Source organism: Thioalkalivibrio sp. ALE25 (genome assembly GCF_000377285.1).
In the GTDB taxonomy this organism is placed as follows: Bacteria; Pseudomonadota; Gammaproteobacteria; order Ectothiorhodospirales; family Ectothiorhodospiraceae; genus Thioalkalivibrio.
In genome coordinates, this window is the sequence record NZ_KB897937.1 from 73,764 (window position 1) to 95,978 (window position 22,215).

The 22,215-nt window shown below is 68.4% G+C and carries 22 protein-coding genes; 16 read left to right on the plus strand and 6 right to left on the minus strand.

What is annotated here, in order from left to right; genetic code table 11:
• Positions 1-26: 26 nt before the first annotated feature.
• Positions 27-248, plus strand: coding sequence for a cbb3-type cytochrome oxidase assembly protein CcoS (ccoS, locus tag C996_RS0112420; protein ID WP_018867758.1), 222 nt, complete (start codon positions 27-29; stop codon positions 246-248).
• A gap of 296 nt (positions 249-544) precedes the next feature.
• Here ccoS and rpoH read toward each other — a convergent pair whose 3' ends face one another.
• The 4 genes from rpoH to ftsY form a co-directional block, all read right to left on the minus strand.
• Positions 545-1,411: an RNA polymerase sigma factor RpoH gene (gene rpoH / locus C996_RS0112430; protein WP_018867760.1), complete on the minus strand. Its 867-nt coding sequence runs from the start codon at positions 1,409-1,411 to the stop codon at positions 545-547.
• A 103-nt stretch (positions 1,412-1,514) separates the two neighbouring features.
• Entirely contained in the window at positions 1,515-2,444 is a 930-nt protein-coding gene (locus C996_RS0112435; protein WP_018867761.1) for an ABC transporter permease, read from the minus strand.
• A complete protein-coding gene (gene ftsE / locus C996_RS0112440) occupies positions 2,441-3,118 on the minus strand; it encodes a cell division ATP-binding protein FtsE (RefSeq protein ID WP_018867762.1) in 678 nt (225 codons plus the stop codon). Before ftsE ends, C996_RS0112435 begins: the two co-directional genes overlap by 4 nt.
• A 10-nt stretch (positions 3,119-3,128) precedes the next feature.
• Positions 3,129-4,136, minus strand: coding sequence for a signal recognition particle-docking protein FtsY (ftsY, locus tag C996_RS0112445; RefSeq protein WP_018867763.1), 1,008 nt, complete (start codon positions 4,134-4,136; stop codon positions 3,129-3,131).
• A gap of 55 nt (positions 4,137-4,191) precedes the next feature.
• On the opposite strand from ftsY, the gene C996_RS0112450 reads away from it, so the two are divergent.
• The 14 genes from C996_RS0112450 (at position 4,192) to C996_RS0112515 (ending at position 19,131) form a co-directional block, all read left to right on the plus strand.
• Positions 4,192-5,604 carry a pitrilysin family protein gene (locus C996_RS0112450; protein ID WP_026279316.1) on the plus strand — a complete coding sequence of 471 codons (1,413 nt, stop codon included), beginning with the start codon at positions 4,192-4,194 and terminating at the stop codon, positions 5,602-5,604.
• A 14-nt stretch (positions 5,605-5,618) separates the two neighbouring features.
• Positions 5,619-6,923: a pitrilysin family protein gene (locus tag C996_RS0112455; RefSeq protein WP_018867765.1), complete on the plus strand. Its 1,305-nt coding sequence runs from the start codon at positions 5,619-5,621 to the stop codon at positions 6,921-6,923.
• Positions 6,910-7,521, plus strand: a complete 612-nt coding sequence (gene rsmD, locus C996_RS0112460; RefSeq protein WP_018867766.1) for a 16S rRNA (guanine(966)-N(2))-methyltransferase RsmD — start codon at positions 6,910-6,912, stop codon at positions 7,519-7,521. The genes C996_RS0112455 and rsmD overlap by 14 nt, the downstream gene beginning before the upstream one ends.
• A gap of 179 nt (positions 7,522-7,700) precedes the next feature.
• On the plus strand, positions 7,701-9,323 hold the full coding sequence (locus C996_RS0112465; protein WP_018867767.1) for a BCCT family transporter: 1,623 nt from the start codon (positions 7,701-7,703) through the stop codon (positions 9,321-9,323).
• 9 nt (positions 9,324-9,332) lie between these two features.
• A complete protein-coding gene (locus tag C996_RS0112470) occupies positions 9,333-10,214 on the plus strand; it encodes an NAD(P)-dependent oxidoreductase (protein ID WP_081619681.1) in 882 nt (293 codons plus the stop codon).
• Between the two features lie 367 nt (positions 10,215-10,581).
• Entirely contained in the window at positions 10,582-10,788 is a 207-nt protein-coding gene (gene rpmE, locus C996_RS0112475; protein ID WP_018867769.1) for a 50S ribosomal protein L31, read from the plus strand.
• Between the two features lie 49 nt (positions 10,789-10,837).
• Positions 10,838-11,668, plus strand: a complete 831-nt coding sequence (locus C996_RS0112480; protein ID WP_018867770.1) for a hypothetical protein — start codon at positions 10,838-10,840, stop codon at positions 11,666-11,668.
• 15 nt (positions 11,669-11,683) lie between these two features.
• Positions 11,684-12,550 (plus strand): M48 family metallopeptidase, encoded by an 867-nt coding sequence (locus tag C996_RS0112485; protein ID WP_018867771.1) that lies wholly within the window; start codon positions 11,684-11,686, stop codon positions 12,548-12,550.
• An 81-nt stretch (positions 12,551-12,631) separates the two neighbouring features.
• Entirely contained in the window at positions 12,632-13,852 is a 1,221-nt protein-coding gene (locus C996_RS0112490) for a malic enzyme-like NAD(P)-binding protein (RefSeq protein WP_018867772.1), read from the plus strand.
• Positions 13,853-13,882: 30 nt separating this feature from the next.
• Positions 13,883-14,806: a malate dehydrogenase gene (gene mdh / locus C996_RS0112495; protein WP_018867773.1), complete on the plus strand. Its 924-nt coding sequence runs from the start codon at positions 13,883-13,885 to the stop codon at positions 14,804-14,806.
• Positions 14,790-15,746 (plus strand): 5'-3' exonuclease H3TH domain-containing protein, encoded by a 957-nt coding sequence (locus tag C996_RS0112500; protein ID WP_018867774.1) that lies wholly within the window; start codon positions 14,790-14,792, stop codon positions 15,744-15,746. Before mdh ends, C996_RS0112500 begins: the two co-directional genes overlap by 17 nt.
• Positions 15,743-16,399: a DUF1007 family protein gene (locus tag C996_RS0112505; RefSeq protein WP_018867775.1), complete on the plus strand. Its 657-nt coding sequence runs from the start codon at positions 15,743-15,745 to the stop codon at positions 16,397-16,399. Before C996_RS0112500 ends, C996_RS0112505 begins: the two co-directional genes overlap by 4 nt.
• Positions 16,400-16,409: 10 nt before the next feature.
• Positions 16,410-16,949 (plus strand): pseudouridine synthase, encoded by a 540-nt coding sequence (locus C996_RS0112510; RefSeq protein WP_018867776.1) that lies wholly within the window; start codon positions 16,410-16,412, stop codon positions 16,947-16,949.
• 115 nt (positions 16,950-17,064) lie between these two features.
• Positions 17,065-19,131: a transglycosylase SLT domain-containing protein gene (locus C996_RS0112515; protein WP_038035795.1), complete on the plus strand. Its 2,067-nt coding sequence runs from the start codon at positions 17,065-17,067 to the stop codon at positions 19,129-19,131.
• Positions 19,132-19,408: 277 nt separating this feature from the next.
• On the opposite strand, the gene C996_RS0112520 is transcribed toward C996_RS0112515, so the two are convergent.
• On the minus strand, positions 19,409-19,792 hold the full coding sequence (locus C996_RS0112520) for a group III truncated hemoglobin (protein WP_018867778.1): 384 nt from the start codon (positions 19,790-19,792) through the stop codon (positions 19,409-19,411).
• A gap of 68 nt (positions 19,793-19,860) precedes the next feature.
• Here C996_RS0112520 and C996_RS0112525 point away from each other — a divergent pair, with 68 nt between their 5' ends.
• Positions 19,861-20,769 (plus strand): fructosamine kinase family protein, encoded by a 909-nt coding sequence (locus C996_RS0112525; RefSeq protein WP_018867779.1) that lies wholly within the window; start codon positions 19,861-19,863, stop codon positions 20,767-20,769.
• Positions 20,770-20,968: 199 nt separating this feature from the next.
• On the opposite strand, the gene C996_RS14400 is transcribed toward C996_RS0112525, so the two are convergent.
• Positions 20,969-22,146 (minus strand): IS3 family transposase gene (locus C996_RS14400; RefSeq protein WP_155985232.1). Its coding sequence is split into 2 segments (ribosomal slippage): positions 20,969-21,879 and positions 21,879-22,146, totalling 1,179 coding nucleotides; the frame shifts between segments, so codons are not numbered across the junction.
• Positions 22,147-22,215: the final 69 nt, after the last annotated feature.

The window sequence follows — 22,215 nt, forward strand, 5'->3', positions numbered from 1 at the left end:
CTGGTCTGGCTGGGTACACTGGGGCCATGACCATCCTGTACCTCCTGATTCCGCTGGCGATGCTGTTTGCCCTGGTCGTGGGGTTGGTGCTCTTCTGGGCGATCCGTTCCGGCCAGTACGACGATCTCCAGGGCCCGGCGCACCGCATCCTGATGGATGACGACGACCCGCGGATCCCCACCCGTTCGGGAGACGACCCGCCCGGGCGGGACCGCGAGGGCCGTCCGGGCCAAAAGTCCGAGCGCTGACGTCGGTCGAACTTGCGCCGCGTCGCGGTGCCGCTTACCCTTCGCCTATTCTGGTTGGAAAATTCCGAGGATTGCGAGATGCGCGACTGGTTTACCTTTGAGAACTTCCCGCTGACCTTTACGGCAGCCCTGATCATCTGGTCCTGGATCAGCTTCTTCTCGGTGATCCTGTTCGGCTGATCCGGCGCGGAACGGGCCGGCGGGGCCATGTCGCCCGTTCGGCAACCAAAAAGGCCCCGGCTTGTGCCGGGGCCTTTCTGCGTTCGGGGCCGGGATCGCCGGGCCGCAGGCCCGGGTCAGTCGTCGAAGGCGGCGCGGATGCGCTTGATTGCGTTGTTCTCGATCTGGCGGATGCGCTCCGCCGAGACGGCATATTCCGCAGCCAGTTCGTGCAGCGTCGCCTTCTGGTCCGCCATGTAGCGGCGCATCAGGATGTCGCGGGCGCGCTCGTCGAGTTCGCCCAGGGTCTGGCTCAGTCGCTCCTGGTAGTGACGGTCCCAGTCTTCGTCTTCGGTGACGTGCGCCGGGTCGTCGCTCAGGTCCTCCAGGCTCAGGCGTTCGGACGGGGCCTGGTAGCCTTGTTCGTCGTCCGCCTCGGGGCCCGGGTCGAAGCTCGCGTCCTGGCTCGACAGGCGGCGCTCCATCTCCCAGACGTCCTTCTCCGACACGCCCAGATCCTGCGCGACGGCGGAGACCTCGGCGTTCGACAGCCAGCCGAGGCGCTGCTTGGCGCTGCGCAGGTTGAAGAACAGCTTGCGCTGCGCCTTGGTCGTCGCCACCTTCACGATGCGCCAGTTGCGCAGGATGAACTCGTGGATCTCGGCGCGGATCCAGTGCACGGCGAAGGACACCAGGCGCACGCCCTGGTTGGGGTCGAAGCGGCGCACGGCCTTCATCAGGCCCACGTTGCCTTCCTGGATCAGGTCACCCAGCGGCAGGCCGTAGCCCTGGTAGCCGCGCGCGACGTGGATCACGAAGCGCAGGTTGTGCAGGATCAGCTGGCGCGCGGCATCCAGATCCTGGCGCTCGTGCAGCGCCACGGCCAGTTCGCGTTCCTGTTCGGCGTCCAGCACCTCGATGCGGCCGACGGCCTGCATGTAGTGATCGAGGTCGCCCACCGGTACGGGCATGTCGACGCGCGGGGTGGTCAGGGCCTGGGTCATGCGTGGTGATTCCTCCCGATTCTATGGCTCTAGATTAGCAGTCTGATAGTGAGAGTGCTAAACCCTGTAAAAGTTCCGGCCACTTTCTGCCAATGGGCGCACCCTATGGGGCATCCCGCAGCGCATGACCGCTGCCCAGTCGGGCCCCCAGCCAGCCCAGGAGCAGCCCGGCCAGCAGCAGGGTGAGCAGATGGCTGCCTCCGGGGAGCGCGAGCTGGAACGGAAGGTCGAATGCCGCGGCCGCCTGTTCCAGGGGTGCCCGGCTGAGGCCGATCCCGACCAGCAGCAGGAGGCCGGCGAAGACCCCGCCCCCCAGCCCGGTGATCAGACCACCGTACAGCGACGGCCGCCGCAGGAAGCGGTGGGTGGCCCCGCTGATGCGCGAGATGGCGATCTCCTCGCGGCGTTCGCGCAGTTCGGAGGCGGTGGCCAGCGCGAGGATCAGGAGGGCCCCCAGACCCAGTAGCGCCCCGACGACCGCCAGGATGCGCAGCCCCAGCTGATGCAGGCTGTTGAGTTGCCGGACCCACTCGTCGTCGCTGACCACGGTGGCGCCCGGTGCCGTGTCGGCGAGCGCCTGGCGCAGGGCCGCGACGGTTTCCGGCTCGGCGGTGGCCGGGAGCACGTCCACGACATCCGGCAGGGGGTTGTCATCCAGCCAGTCCAGCAGGCCCGGGTCGCTCAGGCCCTCGCGGTAGCGTGCCAGGGCCTCGTCGGCGTCGATCCAGGTCCAGCGCTCGATCCGCGCATCGGTCTCCAGGTGGCGTTCGAGCGCCGCCACCGTGTCCGGCTCCACGGCATCGAGATAGAGGGCGATGCGCGGCTCGTGGTCGACGTGGGCGGACAATGCGCGCGCATTGTCCAGCAGGACCCAGAGGTAGGCGGGCAGGGCGAGGATGAACCCCAGCACGGCGATACTGATCAGGCTCAGGACGGGTGCCTGCAGGCGGCGCTGGAGGCTGCGCCGGGCGGCATCCCGGTGCGCCTCCAGCCAGGCCGGGACGGTGTCCAGGAGGCGGCGTCCGGGTTTCACGTCGCGGACTCCGCGGCGCCGCGCGCCTCGATGCGGCCGTCCTCCAGGTGCAGGACCGGCTTGCCCATGCGCTCCACCAGCCCCAGGTCGTGGCTGGCGATCAACGCGGTCATGCCGACCCGGTTGAAGTCGTCGAACAGCTGCAGGATCTCGCGCGACAGCGCCGGGTCCAGGTTCCCGGTGGGCTCGTCCGCCAGCAGCAGGACCGGGCGGTGGACGATGGCCCGGGCAATCCCGACCCGCTGCTGTTCCCCCGCGGACAGGGTGCGCGGGTTCACCGCCTCCTTGTGCAGCAGACCGACCTTGTCGAGGGCCGCGCGTACGCGCTTGCGCATCTCCGGCCGGCGGTAGGCGAGGATCTCCAGCGGCAGGGCGACGTTGTCGAACACCGGGCGGTCGAACAGCAGGCGGTGATCCTGGAACACCAGTCCGATACTGCGGCGAAAGCCGGGGATGGCGCGGCTGGAGAGGCGGTCGAGGTCGTGGCCGTTGACGCGGATGCGGCCGCGGGTGGGCCGCTCGAGCCCGGCGATCAGTCGCAGCAGCGTGCTCTTGCCGGCACCGGAGGGCCCGGTGATGAAGGCCATCGCGCCCGCATCCACGCGCAGGCTGACATTGCTGAGCGCCTCTGCCGCGCTGCCGAACCGCTTGGTGACGCGTTGCAGCTGGATCATCCGGAGCGGGTCAGTCGCTGTCGCGGCCGAGCAGGGCGCGGACGAAGGCGCGTGCATCGAAGACCTGCAGGTCCTCGGCCTTCTCTCCGACCCCGATGAAGCGCACCGGCACCCCCAGCTGTTCGGCCAGCGCGAACAGCACGCCGCCCTTGGCGGTCCCGTCCAGCTTGGTCACCACGATCCCGGTCAGGCCCAGCGCCTCGTGGAACTGGCGCGCCTGATTCAGGGCGTTCTGCCCGGTGCCGCCATCCACCACCAGCAGGACCTCGTCCGGGGCGTGTTCGTCCAGTCGCCCCATCACGCGCTTTACCTTGCGCACCTCGTCCATCAGGTTGGTCTGGGTATGCAGGCGCCCGGCGGTGTCCGCGATCATCACATCGATGCCGCGCGCCTGCGCCGCCTGCAGCCCGTCGTAGACCACCGATGCGGAATCGGCCCCGGTGCCCTGGGCGATCACCGGGGCGTTGTTGCGCTCGCCCCAGGTCTGCAGCTGTTCCACCGCCGCGGCGCGGAAGGTGTCGCCGGCCGCCAGCAGCACCGAGCGGCCGTTGGCCTGGAGGTGGTGCGCCAGCTTGCCGATGGTGGTGGTCTTGCCGGCGCCGTTGATGCCGACCACGAGGATCGAGAACGGGCGTTCGGCCTCCGGGATCTCCAGCGGCTGCGAGACCGGCTCGAGGATCTCGATCATGGCCGCCTCGAGGGCGTCCATCAGCGCCTCGGCATCATCCAGCTGGCCGCGTTTTACCTCGCGGGTGATACGATCCATGATCCGCTGGGTCGCATCCAGGCCCACGTCCGCGAGGAGCAGGCGTTCTTCCAGCTCCTCGAACAGTTCGTCGTCGATCTTGCGCCGGAACAGCGACCCCAGATCGCCGCCCAGGGCCTGCCCGGTCTTGGCCAGGCCCTGGCGCAGGCGCTGGAACCAGCCCCCGCGGGCAGGCTTTTCCGGCTCGGCGTTCGCCGTCTCCGGCGGGGCGGCCGTGGAGTCTTCGGACTTCTTCTTGCGGAAACCGAACATGCTCGATGTGGTCAAGTAGAGAGTTCGCCAATGCTAGCACGAGGATTCATGAATCATGCGCGGTAAAAAACTGGTCACAGTGCTCATTACAGCGCTGGTGTGCGCCTGGCCGGCGGTCGGGTCGGCCGCGCCGCCGGAGATCGAATCGGACGTGGTCGAGGCCACGCTGGACAACGGGCTGACGGTGCTGGTGCTGGAGGACCGGCGGGCCCCGGTCGTGGCCAATATGGTCTGGTACCGGGTCGGCTCGGCCGACGAGCACAGCGGTGTGACGGGGATCTCGCACATGCTGGAGCACATGATGTTCCGCGGCTCCGAACGCTACGAGCCGGGCGAATTCTCGCGCATCATCTCGCGCCTGGGCGGACGCGAGAACGCCTTTACCGGTCGTGACTACACCGGCTACTTCCAGGTGATCGGGCGCGATCACTGGGAGACGGTGATGGCGATGGAGGCGGAACGCATGCAGAACCTCAAGCTGCAGGAAGACGAGTTCCGCCCGGAACTGAGCGTGGTCCAGGAGGAGCGCCGCCTGCGGGTGGAGGATCAGCCGAACGCCCTGCTGCGCGAGCAGCTGATGGCCACCGCCTTCTTCAACCACCCCTACGGCAACCCGGTGATCGGCTGGATGAGCGACATCGAGGCCTACACCCTGGAGGATAACCAGGCGTGGTACGACCGCTACTACCACCCCAACAACGCGGTCGTCGTAGTGGTGGGCGATGTCGACGCTGAGCGGGTGATCGACGCCGCCCGCGAGCACTTCGGCGACATCCCCGCCGGGGAGCTGCCGGAGGCGAAGCCGCGCAGCGAGACCCCGCAGAAGGGCGAGCGCCGTATCACGGTGGAGGCCCCGGCCGAACTCCCCTATCTGATGATGGGCTGGAAGACTCCGGTGCTGAACACCGTCGAGGATCCGGTGGATGCCTATGCCCTGATGGTGGCGGCCGGGATCCTCGATTCCGGCGAGGCCTCGCGCTTTGCCCGCGAGATCGTGCGCGGCGAGGAGCTGGCCGGCGCGACGTCGGCCCGCTACAGCCCCTTCAGCCGGCTGGATGACCTGTTCCTGATCGCGGCCGTGCCCACGGCGGATACCGACGTCGACACGCTGGAGGCCGCGTTGCTGGAGCAGGTCGAGCGCCTGAAGGACGAGCCGGTCAGCGACCGCGAGCTCGAGCGGGTGCAGGCGCGGGTGATCGCCTCCGAGGTGTATCAGCGCGATTCGGTACGCTCGCAGGCCTTCCAGCTGGGCATGCTGCAGACCATCGGGGTCGGCTGGCAGGAAGGCGATCGCTTCGTCGAGCGCGTGCGGGCGGTCACCGCCGAGGATGTACAGCGCGTGGCCCGCGAGTATCTGGTGCCGCAGCGCCGCACGGTCGGGATCCTCGACCCGCAGCCCCTGGATGGCGAAGACCCGCCCGATCCGGGGGCGGCGCAACCCTATGGCGAAACCGCGGGGGGCATGTGATGACGGGAGGCAAGATGATGCGTGCAGGATGGCTGACGGCCTTCGTGTGGCTGCTGGCGCTGGCGCTGCCGGCCCAGGCGGTGGAGATCGAGCAGTGGGAGACCGACGAGGGTCTGCGCGTGCTTTACGTGGCGGCGCCGGATTTGCCAATGGTCGACCTGCGCCTCACGTTCGACGGCGGTGCCTCGCGCGACGGTGACCAGCACGGCCTGGCCTCGCTGACCAGCAGCGCCCTGCGCCACGGGACCGAGGAGATGGATTCGAACGAACTGGCCGAGCGCTTCGAGTCGGTGGGCGCGCAGTTCGGCACCGATTCGCTGCGCGACATGGCCATCGTCAGCCTGCGCAGCCTGACCGAGCCGGACTGGATGAATACCGCGGTGGAGACTCTGACCGCCGTGCTGGCTGCGCCGGCCTTCCCCGAGGCCGACTTCGAGCGGGCCCGGCGCCAGGCCCTGCAGGGGCTGCAGCGCGAGCGTCAGGACCCGGGCAGCGTCGCCAGCCGGCGCTTCTACGAACTGATGTATGGCGACCACCCCTACGCCAACTGGCCGGGCGGCCAGCGCGAGACCCTGGAGGCCCTGGCGCCGGCAGATGCCCGTGCGTTCTATGAGCGCTTCTACACCACCGGCAACGGGGCTCTGGCGATCACTGGCGGCCTGACGCGCGAGGAGGCCGAGGCGGTGGCCGACCGGATCTCCGCGGCGCTGCCGCAGGGCGCGGCGGCGGAGCCGCTGCCGGCCGTGGAGCCGCGCGACGAGCCGGTGGAGGAGCGTATCGAGTTTCCCTCCGAGCAGGCCCATATCCTGATGGGCGCCCCGGCGCTGCGACGTGGCGACGAGGATCATTACGCCCTGACGCTTGCCAATCACGCCTTCGGGGGCGGCGGCTTTACCTCGCGGCTGTTTCGGGAGATCCGCAGCCAGCGTGGTCTGGCCTATTCCGTGAGCAGTCGCCTGCAGCCGATGGCGGTCGAGGGCCCCTTCCGGATCGGGATGCAGACCGGCGTGGATCAGGCGGACGAGGCGGTGACCGCCCTGCGCGAGGCGCTTGTGCGCTGGCACGCCGACGGGGTCGATGCCGAAGAACTCGAGGCCTCGCGCGAGAACGTGGTCAACAGCTTCCCGCTGTCGCTGGCCTCGAACAGCGATATCGTCGGACTGCTGGGGATGATGGCCTTCTACGACCTGCCGCTGGACTACCTGGAGCGCTACATCGAGCGCATGGAGGCGGTGGAGCTGGATGAACTGAATGCCCGGCTGCGCGAGCGCATCAACCCGGATGCGATGGTCACGGTGATCGTGGGTGGGCAGGAGTAGGCGTGCCCCCGCCGGGCGTCCGGCGCGCATCCGCATCATCGGCGGGGCCTGGCGGCGGCGCTGGCTGCCGGTCCCCGCGGTGGGCGGGCTGCGACCGACCGCGGATGCCCTGCGCGAGACGCTGTTCAACTGGTTGCAACCCCGCTTGCCGGGGGCGCGGGTGCTGGACCTGTTCGCCGGCACCGGGGCCCTGGGGCTGGAGGCGGCCTCGCGCGGGGCCGGCGCGGTGCTGCTGGTCGAGCGCGATGCGCGCGCCGCGGCCCAGCTCCAGGCCAACTGCGAGACCCTGGGCGCCGGGCAGGTCAGCGTGCGTCGGGATGACGCCCGGCGCCTGCTGGCCGGCCCGCCCCCCGAGGGCCTCGCCTACGATCTCGTGCTGGTGGACCCGCCGTTCGGGCAGGGGCATGTCCCGCCGGTGCTGGAGGCCCTGCTCGCGCAGGGCTGGCTGCACGCCGACAGCCGGGTTTATGTGGAGCTCGAGTCCGAGGCGGATCTCGCCTTTCTCGCCGCGGGGGGCTGGCAGGTCGAGCGCGAGCGCCAGCGCGGGCAGGCTCGGGCCCTGGTGCTGGCCCGGAATTCGACCCGCGCCGAGGCGTGAGGCCGCGCGGGCCGTGACGCCTGTCGCGGTTTTGCAGTGCGGCGAGTCTTTCGCTACGGTGATGCTGTCCCACCTACCGCGACAACGCCCATCGGGCGCCTCCCCGCGCGGCTTCCGGAAAACTCCGGAACCGGACCGCTCGGTCTTGCGCTTGCCACAGGAAAAAAAGGGGAAACCGAATGGATGAGCAGTCCACCCCCGGTCTGACGCAAACCCGCCTCGGCGGCTTTGGCGTGATCTGCAGCCCGGTCTTCTATACCGCCAGCCTGATAATCGCAGCCTTCGTGGCTTTCGGGGCCATCTTCCCGGATCGTGCCGAGGCGATCTTCGAGCAGCTCCAAAGTGGCATCGGGGAGTATCTCGGCTGGTATTACATGCTGGTCGTGACGGTGTTCCTGGTCTTTTCCCTGTATCTGATGTTCAGCCGCTACGGCGGCGTGCGCCTGGGCGACCAGTTCGAGACCCCGCGTTTCAGCTACGCCGCGTGGTTCGCGATGCTGTTCTCCGCGGGCATGGGGATCGGGCTGCTGTTCTGGAGCATCGCCGAGCCGATGTTCCACTACCTCAGCCCGCCGCATGCGGAGGGCGAGAGTGCCGAGGCGGCCACCGAGGCCATGCGCTACACCTTCTTCCACTGGGGCCTGCACGCCTGGGCGATCTACATCGTCGTTGGCCTGTCGCTGGCGTACTACGCCTACCGCCACAACCTCCCGCTGCTGATCCGCTCGTCGCTGTACCCGTTCATCGGTGATCGGATCTATGGTCCGTGGGGGCACCTCGTCGACGTAGTGGCGCTGTTTGGCACCATGTTCGGGGTGGCGACCTCGCTGGGCCTTGGCGTCATGCAGATCAACTCGGGCCTGAACTTCGTGTTCGGGATCGAGGAATCCACCTTCATGCAGATCGTCCTGGTCGCGATCATCACCCTGATTGCCGTCGTCTCGGTGGCGCTGGGTGTGGACAAGGGCATCAAGCGTCTGTCCAACTTCAACATTGGCCTGGCGGCGATCCTGATCGCCCTGCTGCTGGTGATGGGGCCGACCCTGTTCATCCTGCGTCTGCTGGTGGAAAGCACCGGCGTCTATGTGCAGTCCCTGCCCGAGATGAGCCTGTGGGCCGACACCATCGAGGATTCCGGCTGGGCCACCTCCTGGACCATCTTCTACTGGGGCTGGTGGATCTCCTGGGCCCCGTACGTCGGTATGTTCATCGCGCGGGTCTCGCGCGGGCGCACCATTCGCGAGTTCGTCGCCGGGGTGCTGCTGGCCCCGACCGCCGCGGCCTTCGTCTGGCTGGCCGTGTTCGGGGGTACCGCGATGAGCTACGAGCTCGACGGCGTTGCGGACCTGGCCGGCGCCGTTTCGGAAAACGTGTCCACCGCGCTGTTTGTCACCCTCCAGGCCCTGCCGCTTTTCGACTGGCTGGCCGTGGCGGTGATGGCGGCGGCGACGCTGCTGATCGTGACGTTCTTCGTGACCTCCTCGGACTCCGGTTCGCTGGTCATCGACACCCTGGCCTCCGGCGACGTGCGTAACCCGACCGTCACCCAGCGCGTGTACTGGGCCATCCTCGAAGGGGTGGTCGCCTCCATCCTGCTGCTGGCGGGCGGACTGGCCGCGCTGCAGGCGGCCGCGATCAGTGTCGGTCTGCCGTTCTCGGTCATCATGCTGATCATGGTGATCGGCCTGTGGCGAAGCTTGCACCAGACCGAGGCGGTCACGCCGAGCAAGTACCAGAAGGAGGCCCCGCCGCCGCATACCCTGCTCGGGTATACGGATGATCTGGACGACAAGATCAAGTAGGGGGTCAGCATGACTGCGTCCCGAGTGGCGCTGCTGGGATGCGGGCTCATGGGGCAACCCATGGGCCTGCGTCTTTTGCAGGCCGGATTTCCCGTGGTGGCCTACAACCGCACGGTCGCTCGCGCGAGCGATCTGGCGGCCGAGGGGGTCACCGTCCACAACGCCCCCGCCGCGGCCGTCGCGGAGGCCGATGTGCTGGTGCTGATGCTCAGCGATGCCGGCGCCATTGGCGCGGTGCTCGACGAGCTGCCGGACGGGGCGCTGGATGGGCGCTGCGTGATCCAGATGGCGACCATTCTGCCGGCCGAAAGTCGCGCCCTGGCACAGCGGGTGCGGGCCGCCGGGGCATGCTATCTCGAGGCGCCGGTACTGGGCTCCATACCGGAGGCGCGCGACGGCCGGCTGCTGATCATGGCGGGAGCCGACAGCGACACGGACTTTGCTCGGGCGCAGCCGGTGCTGGCGGCTCTGGGCGAGACCCCGCGACATGTCGGCCCAGTGGGCCAGGGCGCGGCTCTGAAGCTCGCCTTCAACCAGCTGATTGCGAGCCTGACCGCTGCGTTTTCCCTCAGCCTGGGGTTGGTGCGGCGCGAGGGCGTGGAGGTGGATACCTTCATGGACATCCTGCGTGACAGCGCCCTGTACGCCCCGACCTTCGACAAGAAGCTGGGCAAGATGGTCTCCGGCGACTTCGGCACGGCCAATTTTCCGGTCAAGCACTTGCTGAAGGATGTGCGCCTGACCGAGCAGGCGGTCGAGGATGCCCATCTGGTGGGCCCATGGTTGCCGTTGCTGGCGGATCTGCTGGATCGGGCGCAGGCCCAGGGCCTGGCGGACGCGGATTACTCTGCCATCTACACGGCGATTGTCCCGGACTCGCCAGGGCGATGAGGGCGGACCGCGGCTTTATGCACAGCCGTCTCCGCAGTCCGAGCGGGTACGCCTGTGTCCGTCAGGGACGCCGGGTCGTGGTGGTTTTCGGAGAGTAAAACAATTGAGATCAAGGTGTTGCGTGGGTTTTTTGTCTCATCGGTGGCGGCGCCCCTTGACGTCCCGCGAGCGTCTCGTTCCGGGGGCGACAATTCGTCCACAAAGTTATCCACAGGTTGTTCGGTGGGCAAAACCACGTGGCCATTCAGGGGTTTGCCGCCTGGATTTCAAATGCCCTGCCCAAATGGCGCCGTAAACCGGCCTTGCGCTGAAGGCCCGGAGCCGGCTATCCTATTGGACTTTTCGCCAGAACCTGCGTGAGCCGACCATGAAAGCCGACATCCATCCGAACTACCACAACGTCAAGGTTATCTGCAGCTGCGGTACGCAGTTCGAGACCCGCTCCACTCTCGCCTCCGGCGACGAGATGCATGTGGACGTGTGCTCGCAGTGCCACCCGTTCTACACCGGCAAGCAGAAGATCGTTGATACCGCCGGCCAGGTCGACAAGTTCAACCGCCGCTTCGCATTCTGAAGCCGCGGCGCGCCGTCAGGCGCGCAACGCGACCGGGTGCGTGACCGCGATGGCGGGCCGTGTCCGAACCGACGAGGGCGTCCTGCGGGGCGCCCTCGTCTGCGTTGTGGGGGCCGTGCTCCTGCTGCTGGCCGGAATGGCTGCGGCGGAGTGCCGGCTGGCGGATCAGGACCGGCGCGGGTTGCAGGAGGTCGAGGTCGAGCGTGTCGTGGGGTTCGACCGGTTGCACCTGGCCGATGGGCGGACGATCCGCCTGATCGGTCTGGCCCCGGCCGCCCCGTTGCCGGAGGCCTTGACTCCGCTGCGCGATCTGCGCCTGCATGAGGGAATACGTGAAGCCCTTGAAACCCGCCTGGCTGCGGCGGGGCAGCGCCTGAAGCTGCGCCCCGCGGACCCCGCGCGGGACCCGGGAGGTACCCCGCGCATGCATGCCTGGAGTGAAGATGGCGCCTTGCTGGCGGCGGATCTGATCGCGGCGGGCGCGGCGATGCCGCGGCCGGGGCCGCGACCGGTGCCGCTGGATGCCTGCCTGTACGCGGCCGAGGCCGAGGCGCGAGCCGCAGAACGGGGGCTGTGGCTGGAGCGCCCGGCGGCCATGCCCGCCCGGGTACTGGATCCGCTGGATGGCGCGCTGCGTCAGGGCCGGCTGCGGGTGATGGCCGAGGTGACTGCGGTGCGCGCGACCGGGCGCCACTGGGTACTGGTGCTGGAGGGCCCCCTGGATTTGCTGATCCGCGGGGATGACCGCGATCATTGGCCCGAGCTGGATCCCGAATCCTTGATCGGTGAGGCGGTGGTCGCGCGCGGTCAGGTGTATCCTTGGAGAGACCGACTCCGGATGCGCATTCGGCATCCGCTCGATCTCGAGGTAGAGGACTAGCGAGGTGCTGGAATAATGCGTGCGTTTCCCAAGTCGTGGCGGCCGGTCCGCGGTCGCCTGGGCTCTCTGCTCCTGGCGGTGCTGGTTGCCGGTGGCCTTGCGGTGGCGATCCCCGGGTGCACCACCAACCCGGTGACCGGTCGCTCGCAGCTGATGCTGGTCTCCGAGAGCCAGGCCATCAGTGCCTCGCGTACCGCCTACGTGGAGATGCTGGCACCGGCACGGGAGGAAGGCCGGATCAATGCCGACCCCGAGATGACCGCGCGAGTGCATGGGATTACCGAAAAGGTCGTCGCCCAGGCCGTGAAGTACCGCTCCGAGACCGCGGACTGGGACTGGGAGATCGTGGTCATCGAGGCCCCGGACACCATCAACGCGTTCGCCATGGCGGGCGGCAAGATGGCGATCTACTCGGGCATCATCGAGCAGCTGGAGCTGACCGACGACGAACTGGCCCAGATCATCGGGCACGAGATCGCCCATGCGCTGTCGGCCCACACCGCGGAGAAGATGTCGGTGGCGCTGGCCAGCAACATGGCGGTTGCCGGCTACGCCATGACGGGGGATCGTTCGCAGATTGCCCTGACCGGGGCGGCGCTGGGCGCGGCACTGGCGGTCCAGCTGCCGCACAGTCGCGCGATGGAGGCCGAGGCCGACGAGATCGGTATGGAGCTGGCGGCCCGCGCGGGTTATAACCCCGACGCCGCGGCGAGCCTGTGGCGCAAGATGGCGGCCCAGTCCAACGGGCGCCACCCGGTCTTCCTCAGTACCCACCCGGCGCCGGAATCGCGCCAGCGTGACCTCACCCGGATGGCCGATCGCTTCCGGCCACTGTACGAAGAGGCGCGCAACAGCCGCGTCCCCACGCACCCGGTCAACTGAAGGATCTCTCCCGTCGCCCGGACTCGCGCCGGGCGGCACGCCGTTTATTTGTTCCCGATCGAAAAAAGGCCCCGCTACACCATGTCCAAGGATTTCAATCAGCGCGCGCTGGAGTACCACGAGCAGCAGCCGGCCGGAAAACTGGCCATCCAGGTCACCAAGCCCACGGCGACCCAGGACGACCTCTCCCTGGCCTACTCGCCGGGTGTCGCCGCGCCGGTGCGCGCGATCGCCGAGGATCCGGAGCTGGCCTATCGCTATACCGGCAAGGGCAATCTGGTCGCGGTGATCACCGACGGGACCGCCGTGCTGGGGCTGGGTAACGTCGGTGCCCTGGCCTCCAAGCCGGTGATGGAGGGCAAGGGCGTGCTGTTCAAGACCTTCGCCAATATCGACGTGTTCGATATCGAGGTGGACGCCCCGCAGCCGGAGGACTTCATCAACACCGTCGCGCGCATCGCCGGCGGGTTCGGCGGCATCAACCTCGAGGATATCGCGGCGCCGCACTGCTTCGAGATCGAGCGTCGCCTGTCCGAGCGCCTGGACATCCCGGTCTTCCACGATGATCAGCACGGCACTGCGATCATCACCGCGGCCGGCCTGGTCAACGCGCTGGAGATCCAGGGCAAGAAGCTCAGTGAGGCGAAGATCGTCTGCGTCGGCGCGGGCGCCGCCGGGATCGCCTCCATGCAGTTGCTGGTCCGCCTGGGCGCGGCCAAGAAGAACCTGTACATGGTGGATCGCAAGGGCGTGATCCACAGCCAGCGCGACGACCTGAACGAGTACAAGCAGATCTTCGCGGTGGACACCGAGGCGCGCAGCCTGGCGGATGCCTGCCGTGACGCCGATGTCTTCATCGGCCTGTCCGGTCCGGACCTGCTGACCCCGGAGATGCTGCGGTCCATGGCGCCGAAGCCGGTGGTCTTCGCGCTGTCCAACCCGGACCCGGAGATCCGCCCGGAGCTTGCGCACGAGACCCGCGATGACCTGATCATGGCCACCGGGCGTTCGGACTACCCGAATCAGGTGAACAACGTGCTCGGCTTCCCGTTCATCTTCCGCGGCGCGCTGGATGTGCGCGCGCGGACCATCAACGACGAGATGCTGGTCGCGGCGGTCCACGCGCTCGCCGGGCTGGCCCGCGAGCCGGTACCGCAGTCCGTGCTGGATGCCTACGGGCGGGATGCGCTCGAGTTCGGCCCGCACTACATCCTGCCGACCCCGTTCGATCCGCGCCTGATCGATACCGTGCCACAGGCGATCAGTCAGGCTGCCCGCGACAGCGGGGTCGCCCGCCTGTAGCCCGCCCCAACCGCAGAGGAGGAGCAGCGCATGCAGAAGATCGCCATCGTCGGCGCCGGGCGCGTCGGTGAATCCACCGCCCAGTTCCTTGCGCGGCGTGATGTCGCCCGCGAGATCGCGTTGCTGGATGTGCGCGAGGGCGCGGCGGCCGGTGCTGCCCTGGATATCCAGGAGACCGCCCCGCTGCTGCGCTTCGACACCCGGCTGAGCGGCAGCCACGAGCCCTCGGTGATCGCCGGTGCCGAACTGGTGATCATCACGGCCGGGTTGCCGCGCAAGCCCGGCATGTCGCGCTCCGACGTGCTGGACAAGAACGTCGAGATCCTCGACCTGATCCTGCAGGACATCCTGGTCCATGCCCCGCAGAGCCGCATCCTGGTGGTCTCCAACCCGGTGGACGTGCTGACCTACCGCGCCTGGCAGAAGACCGGCTGGAGCCGCGACCGGATATTCGGCCAGGCCGGGGTGCTGGATACCTCGCGCATGGCCGCCTTCATTGCGCTGGAGACCGGGTTGTCCACCCACGACATCCAGGCGCTGGTACTGGGCGGCCATGGCGATGCGATGGTCCCGATGCTGCGCTATTCCTCGGTCAACGGGGTGCCGCTGCATCACTTCATGGATCAGGCCGCGCTGGACAACATCGTCGAGCGCACCCGCCACGGCGGGGCCGAGATCCTCGCCCTGAAACAGACCTCCAGCGCCTACGGCGCCCCGGCCGCGGCCATCGCCGAGATGGTCGAGGCGATCGCCCTGGACCGGCGCCGGGTGCTGCCCACCGTTGCGCTGCTGGACGGCGAGTACGGCGAGCGCGATGTTGCCATGGGCGTGCCCTGCATTCTGGGTCAGGGCGGCATGGAGCGGGCGATCGAGCTGGACCTGAATGCCGCGGAGCGCGCCGCCTTCGACCAGTCGATCGCCGGGGTGCGGAAGGACCTTGAACGCCTCGCCTGAATCCGCGCCGGTCCCGGATGTGCCACGGCCGACCCTGACGCTGATCGACAGCAGCATCTTCGTCTTCCGTGCCTGGTTCGCGCGCGGCCTGGATCCCGACCCGCAGGGCCGCCCGGGCGGCGCGCTGCACGGCCTGGTCCATTCGCTCTGTCAGTGGTTGCCGGCCTGCGCGCCGGGGCCCGTGGCGTTCTGCCTCGACACCGGGCTGCGCCGGGGCTTTCGTCACCGCATCGATCCGGCCTACAAGGCCCATCGCCCGCCGGCACCGCCGGAGCTGCGCGAGCAGTTCGAACGGATCCGCGAGCTTCTGGGAAGGCTCGGTTTCACGACCCTGGCCGACCCGGAATACGAGGCCGATGACCTGATCGCCAGTCTGGCCCGCTCCGGCCGCGCGGCCGGGTATCGCATCGACGTGAAGAGTGCGGACAAGGATCTGACCCAGGTCATTCTGGGTGATGCGGACCGGCTGCATGACCCGGAACGCGGCACCGACCTGGATCGCCGCGCGATCGAGAAGCGCTTCCGCATTCGGCCGGAACAGGTCGCGGACATGCTGGCGCTGGCCGGGGACGCCAGCGACAACATTCCGGGGATCGATGGGGTCGGCCCGAAAAGCGCCGCGCGCATCCTGCGCCGGCTGCGCGACCTCGACACCGTCCTGGCGGACCCGGCGGCGGTTGCCCGCTGCAATATCCGCCGTGCCCCGGCGGTCGCCGCGGCCATCGCCGGGGCGGCCGATCGCCTGCGCCGTGCGCGCCGGCTGACGGGTCTCGCCGACCGGATCCCGGGGCTGCCGGCAGTCAACCAGATGCCGCCCCGGGGCCCCGACCCGGATGCAGCGGTCTGGCTCCGGGATCTGGGGGTGGCCCCAACCTATCATGCACCGCTGCTGGCCGCCGCCAATGCCTGGGCCGGCGCCGAAACGAGACAGACCGCATGACCGCAAGCCGGATAGTCCCCGCGATCCTGATCCTGATGGCGTTGTTGCTGCCGGCCGCTGCGCAGGCCCACCCGCATGCGTGGATCGACCTGCGCGTCAGCTTCGAGCGCGACGCCACGGGGCAGATCACCCACATGCTCCACCACTGGCGCTTCGATCCGACCTACGGGCAATATCTCTACGACGATGCCCAGGAGCATCAGCCGGGGGATACCCCGGAGGCGCGCCTGCAGGGGCTGGCCCGCGAGATCCTGGACAACCTCGCCGAGTACCGCTGGTACAGCCATCTGCAGGTGGCGGACGACGCGATCGGCATCGCCGCCGCCGCGGAACCGCGCATGGCGATGGAGGACGGACTGCTGCACTTCCACTTCCGGCTGGAGCTGGAGACCCCGGTGGATCCCGCCGTCGCGCCGCTGGAGTACAAGGTCTACGACCCGACGTATTTCATCGAGATCCTGCACCAGGAGCCGCACGGCACGCGCATTGTCGATGCCTCCGGCCTGGTGGATGCGACCTGCCAGGCGCAGCTCGAGCGTCCGCGCCCGGATCCGGCTATGGTGGCGCGCGCGATGGCGCTGGACTACGGCGCCAGCGTCGATTACGACCTCGGTCGCTACTTCGCCGAGCGCGTCACCCTGCGCTGCGACTGACGCGCCGTTCATGGCCCGGATTGTCCTGTTCCACAAGCCCTGGGGTGTGCTGCCGCAGTTCACCGACCCCGAGGGGCGGCCGACGCTGGCCGACTACATCGAAATCCCCGGCGTCTACCCGGCCGGACGCCTGGATCGCGACAGCGAGGGCCTGATGGTCCTGACCGACGACGGCCGCCTGAATGCCCGCCTGACTCAGCCACGCCACAAGACCAGCAAGACCTACTGGGTCCAGGTCGAGGGCGAGCCCGACGATGCCGCGCTCGCTGCCCTGCGCGAGGGCGTCGAGCTGAAGGATGGCCTCACGCGCCCGGCGAAGGTGGAGCGCATGGATCCACCGGATCTTCCGGAGCGTGATCCGCCGGTGCGTTTCCGCCGCCATATCCCGACCCGCTGGCTGGCCATCACTCTGCGCGAGGGGCGCAATCGCCAGGTGCGCCGGATGACCGCAGCAGTGGGTCACCCGACCCTGCGTCTGGTGCGCTACCGGGTCGGATCGTGGACCCTCGACGGCCTGGCGCGCGGCGAGGTTCGCGTGCTGGATTCCTGATCCAGAGCCGCTTCTTGCCGGATCTGCCGAGATGCCCCCGCGAAACCGCCTGGAAGCCGTTGCAAGCGCCCCGGGGCTGGCCGATGATGAACAACCATTGATGCGAGGGCAGGGCATGCGCCTTTCCAGGAACGTAATCGTCGGGCTCGCCGGCCTGTTGCTGGCTCTGGCCGCGTTGCTGCCGGCGGCGGCCGCGGAGGACGACCGCTACGTCTTCGAGCGCAGCCTGTTCCTGCTGGCGGAGCGGGCGCTGAACCGGGGCGACATGACCGCCTACCGCGCCGCGCGCAGCACCCTGACCGGCTATCCGCTGACCCCCTATCTGGATTACCGCGAACTCGCGCGCAATCTCGGTCGCGCCGAACCCGACGCCGTGCGCGACTTCGTGCGCGAACATGACGACACCCCGCTGGCCGCGCGGCTGCGCAGTAGTTACCTGACGCACCTCGCGCGCGAGGAGCAGTGGGAGGACTACCTTGAGTTTGTCGCGGCCACCGGGGCGAAGCCGTCGCTGTCGGTCGAGCAGGACTGCTATCGGCGCCAGGCGCTCTTGAAGGCCGGCGACCGCGATGCCGCGCTGGAAGACATGGAGTCCATCTGGCTGCACGGACAATCCCGTCCGTCCGCCTGCGACCCCGTGCTGGCCGCCTGGCGCGACGCCGACGGTCTGACCGGCGAGCTTGCCTGGGAGCGTTTCGAGCTTGCCGTAAAGGCTGGCCAGACCGGTCTTGCCCGTTATCTGCGGCGCTATCTGGCGGATGCCGATCGCCGCTGGGCGGAACGCTGGCTGGACCTGGCCAGCCGCCCCGCGCGGGTGGTGGAGGTCGACTTCCAGGCCGACGATCACCGCTCGGCCGAGGCGCTGCTGGAGCGGGCCTTTACCCGCTGGGTCCGGCAGGATCTGGACGCCGCGCTGGAAGGTTGGGAGGCGTCCGGGGACGCACTCGGGCTGTCGACCGAGGCCGCCGGGCGCGTGCAGCACGCACTTGCCCTGCGTCTGGCCCTGCGCTATCGCCCCGAGGCCCTGGACTTCATGGCCCGCCTGGAACCCGAGGTGTTCGATACTCAGTTGCGCCAGTGGCAGGTGCGGGCGGCCCTGTACGAGCGCGACTGGGCGACGGTGATGGATGCTATCCGCGCCATGGATCGCGACGTGCGTGACGAGGCGGCGTGGCAGTACTGGTACGCCCGGGCGCTGGAGCAGACCGAGTCGCTGGAGGCTGCCCGGCGCTTCTACGAGCGCGCCGCCCGCGAGCGCAACTTCCACGGCTTCCTGGCCGCTGACCGGCTGGGCCAGCCCTACCGTATCGGGCATGAGCCCCTGGTGCTGGACGACGGGCGCCGGGCGGCCATGCGTGAGCATGCCGGCATGCAGCGCATGCGCGAGCTGGTTCGCCTGGATCGCTACGCCGAGGCCCGCCGCGAGTGGACCCATGCCATCGCGGGCTGGGATACGCCGGAACTGGAGTCGGCGGCGCGCACCTTCGCCGACTGGGGCTGGCATGACCGCGCCATCTTCACCGCTGCGCGGGCGCGTAACTGGGACGATATCGAGCTGCGTTTCCCGCTGGCCTTTGACGACCTCATCGTGACCGGGGCCCGCGAACAGGCCATCGACCCGGCCTGGGCCATGGCCATCGCGCGCCAGGAGAGCGCGTTCCTGCATGACGTGCGTTCCGGGGCCGGCGCGCTGGGGATCATGCAGGTGATGCCGGCGACCGGCCGCTCGATCGCCTCGGCGGCCGGGGTACGGGTGAACTCCGACTGGGACATCCTCGACCCGGCGACCAACGCCCGGCTCGGGACCTACTACCTGCGGCGCAACCTCGACCGCTTTGGCGGTCACAGCCTGCTGTCCACCGCGGCCTACAACGCCGGGGCCCACCGCGTGCGTTCCTGGCTGCCGGAGGATCGGGCGATGGACCCGGATATCTGGGCCGAACTGATCCCGTTCTCCGAGACCCGCGATTACATTCGCCGGGTGTTTGCCTACCGTATCCTGTACGCGGTGCGCCTGGGGCAGGAGCCGCCGTCGCTGTCCACGCTGCTGTATCCAGTCACGCCGCAGGACCGCCTGGCCGCCAGCCGCGAACGCCACCTGGCCGCCCTGCCGGGCGATGCGGGCATCACCCTCAGCCGCGCCTTCTGCGACGCCCCGGGCTACACCGACAACGCCTGCTAGGACGTTTGTTCACCACGAAGCCCACGAAGGCACGAAGAAGGGCCAGGTCAAAAGCGATTCACAGGAAGGTTGGAAGATCGGAAGTAGGGAAATGGGTTGAGGGCCTGGGGCCGCCGCTGGGTGCCGGCGTCAGCCGCGACCGCAAAGGCAACAGCGCGGGGCCGTGCCCCGAAGCCGCCCCACAAGACCTCTTCCTGACTTCCCTTCTTCCTGTAAAACCGCCCTTGACCTTCTTCGTGTCTTCGTGTGCTTCGTGGTGAAGAACAGGGTGCTGGAACTAGCCGCGGATGATGTCCTCGCGCATGCGGCTGGCGATGCCGTCGGCCAGTTGCTGCCATTCGGCCGCCAGCGGGGCCTCCAGGTGTTCTTCGGTGGTGGCTTTGAAGTGGCGCATCCAGATGGCCAGGTCGGCCTCGGTCAGATTCAGGGGCGCATGCTTGCCGACCATGTCGATGGTCGGTGGCTGTTCCAGACGCCCGCCCAGGTTCATGTACCAGAAATCGGCGATCCGGTTGACGTGATCCGGGAAGTCCTGGATGCGCTCGAAGTGATGACCGATCTCGGGATCGGCCGACAGGCGGCGGTAGAAGTCGTCGATCACCGCGCGGATGCGCTCGGCACCGATCTTGTCGCACAGGGGTTCGAGCTTGCGAAAGGCCATGGGGGTCTCCTGACGAATCCTGCGCCAGCCGGTACCCTGCACGTTGCAGAGCAACCCGGATGCCGAGGATGAACCGATTCGATTCAGCGGGCCCCGACGCCGTGACGGCGGCGGTGGCCCAGTGCATTAGCGACCATACCGGAACCGCCTTCCAGCCGTCAGGAAGCCAGGCCTGTTCCGGGGGCTCCATCAACCAGGCGCAGCGCCTGACCGGGGCCGACGGGCGCAGCTTCTTCGTCAAGCTGAGTGGTGGCGACGGGGCCGCGATGTTCGCCGCCGAGGCGCGCGGTCTGGAAGAGCTCGCGCGCTGCGAGCGGCTGAAGATCCCCGAGGTGGTCGGCACCGGCTCCGCCGGCGGCACCCACTTCCTGGTCATGGAGGACCTCGCGCTGGGCGGGCGTCGCGACGGCGTGGCCCTGGGGCACGGGATCGCCGATATGCACCAGAAGACCCGGCCGCGCTTCGGGCTGGATCATGACAACTTCATCGGCAGCACCCCGCAGTCGAATACCGAACACGACGACTGGGTGTCGTTCTATCGCGACGAGCGCCTCGGCTTCCAGCGCCGGCTGGCGCGCGAACGCGGGGCGGCGGGCTCGCTGCTGGGGGCGCTGGAGGACCTGGAGGCCTCGCTGGGCGGCTTCTTTGTCGACTACCGGCCCGAACCGTCGCTGCTGCACGGGGATCTGTGGAGCGGCAACTGGGGCTTCCTCGTCGATGGCCGCGCGACGATCTTCGATCCGGCCGTGTACTACGGCGACCGCGAGGCCGATCTGGCGATGATGGAGCTGTTCGGCCACCCCGGCCAGGACTTCGTCGCCGCCTACGAGGAGATCCTGCCGATTGACCCCGGCTTTGGGGTGCGGCGCACGCTCTACAACCTCTACCACATCCTCAACCACGACCACCTGTTCGGCGGCGGCTACGGCTCCCAGGCCGAGCGCATGATCCGCCAGCTCCTCGCCGAACTGCGCTGACGGCCCACGTCGAGACTTTGAAAGGCAAGGGCGGTTTTACCACGAAGCTCACGAAGGCACGAAGAAGGTCAAGGGCGATTGCACCACGGAGGGCACGGAGGACACAGAGAAGGGGCCATTCTGGTCAAGCATGACTCAGGGGCTTCGCCGCTCACCCGAGCGGGGTTGAACACACCGGCTCCCATCTAATCTGTGGTGGTCAAGTGATTTCGGACACCGCGTTAGGTGGATTGGCTGCCGTTGGTTGCTCGTAGATGCTGGGAGGCAGGTAGCCCAGCGTCGAGTGGATGCGAACGGTGTTGTAGAACCGAGCGATGTAGTCCGTGATATCCCGCCGCGCCTCGCCGTGGTTTGCGTAGCGGCGCTGCCAGACGCGTTCCGTCTTGAGGCTCAGGAAGAAGCGCTCGACGACGGCATTGTCCCAGCAGTTACCCCGGCGGCTCATGCTCGCCTGGATCTGGTGCCGGGCCAGTAGCCGCCGCCAGGCGGCGCTGGTGTATTGGCAACCCTGGTCGGAGTGCAGCAGCAGTCCCGGCTCCGGTTGGCGCTGCTCCAGCGCCATGCGCAGCGCCTCGCAGGTCAGGCTCGCCGGCATCTGCCGATCGAGGGCCCAACCGATGACCTTGCGCGAGTACAGGTCGAGGATGACCGCCAGGTAGCTCCAGCCGGTGGCGGTTGGGATATAGGTGATGTCGGACGCCCATGCCTGGTTCGGTCCGGCCGGGGTGAACTCGCGGTTGAGGTGGTTTTCGGCGACAGGGGCCCTGTCGTCGCGTTGCGTGGTGGTCACGAAGCGCCGCCGCCAGACGGGCCGCAGGCCGCGCTCGCGCATCAGCGTCCGCACCCGGTAACGGCCCACGACGGTGCCATCCGCCTGTAAGGCTTTTGCCAAACGCCGGCTGCCGTAGGTTCGCCCGGAAGCCGCGAACACCCGCTCAAGGTGAGCGCCAGCGGCGCAGGGCACGCTTGGGCGTTCGGCCCGTGCCCGCGCCTCGTAATAGCCGGCCCGGCTCACTCCCAGCAGCCGACAAAGACGATGGACAGGGCCTTCTCCGCTCAACCGCGTGATGCAGCGATGCATCACTTCAGTTCCCGGGCGAAGAAGGCCGACGCTTTTTTTAACAGCTCCTTGTCCTCCTTCAACCGCCGGTTCTCCTCCTCGAGCTGGCGAATCCTTTGTTGTTCCGCCGTCAGCGGCCGACCCTCGCCCGGTTGCCCCGTGCGCTCCGCCTTGAGCTGATCGACCCAGCGGCGAACGGCCGTCTCGCCTAGATCCTGATCCCGGCATACGACCGAGACCTCCAGACCGTCATCGACCACCATCCGGGCCACGCGCTCCTTGTATTCGCTTGAAAAACTTCGGCGCTTGCGTGCCATGGTTGTTCTCCTCGTCCAGGGGGTATCGTCCCACCTAACGAGGTGTCCACGGAAATTAGACCAGCTCAG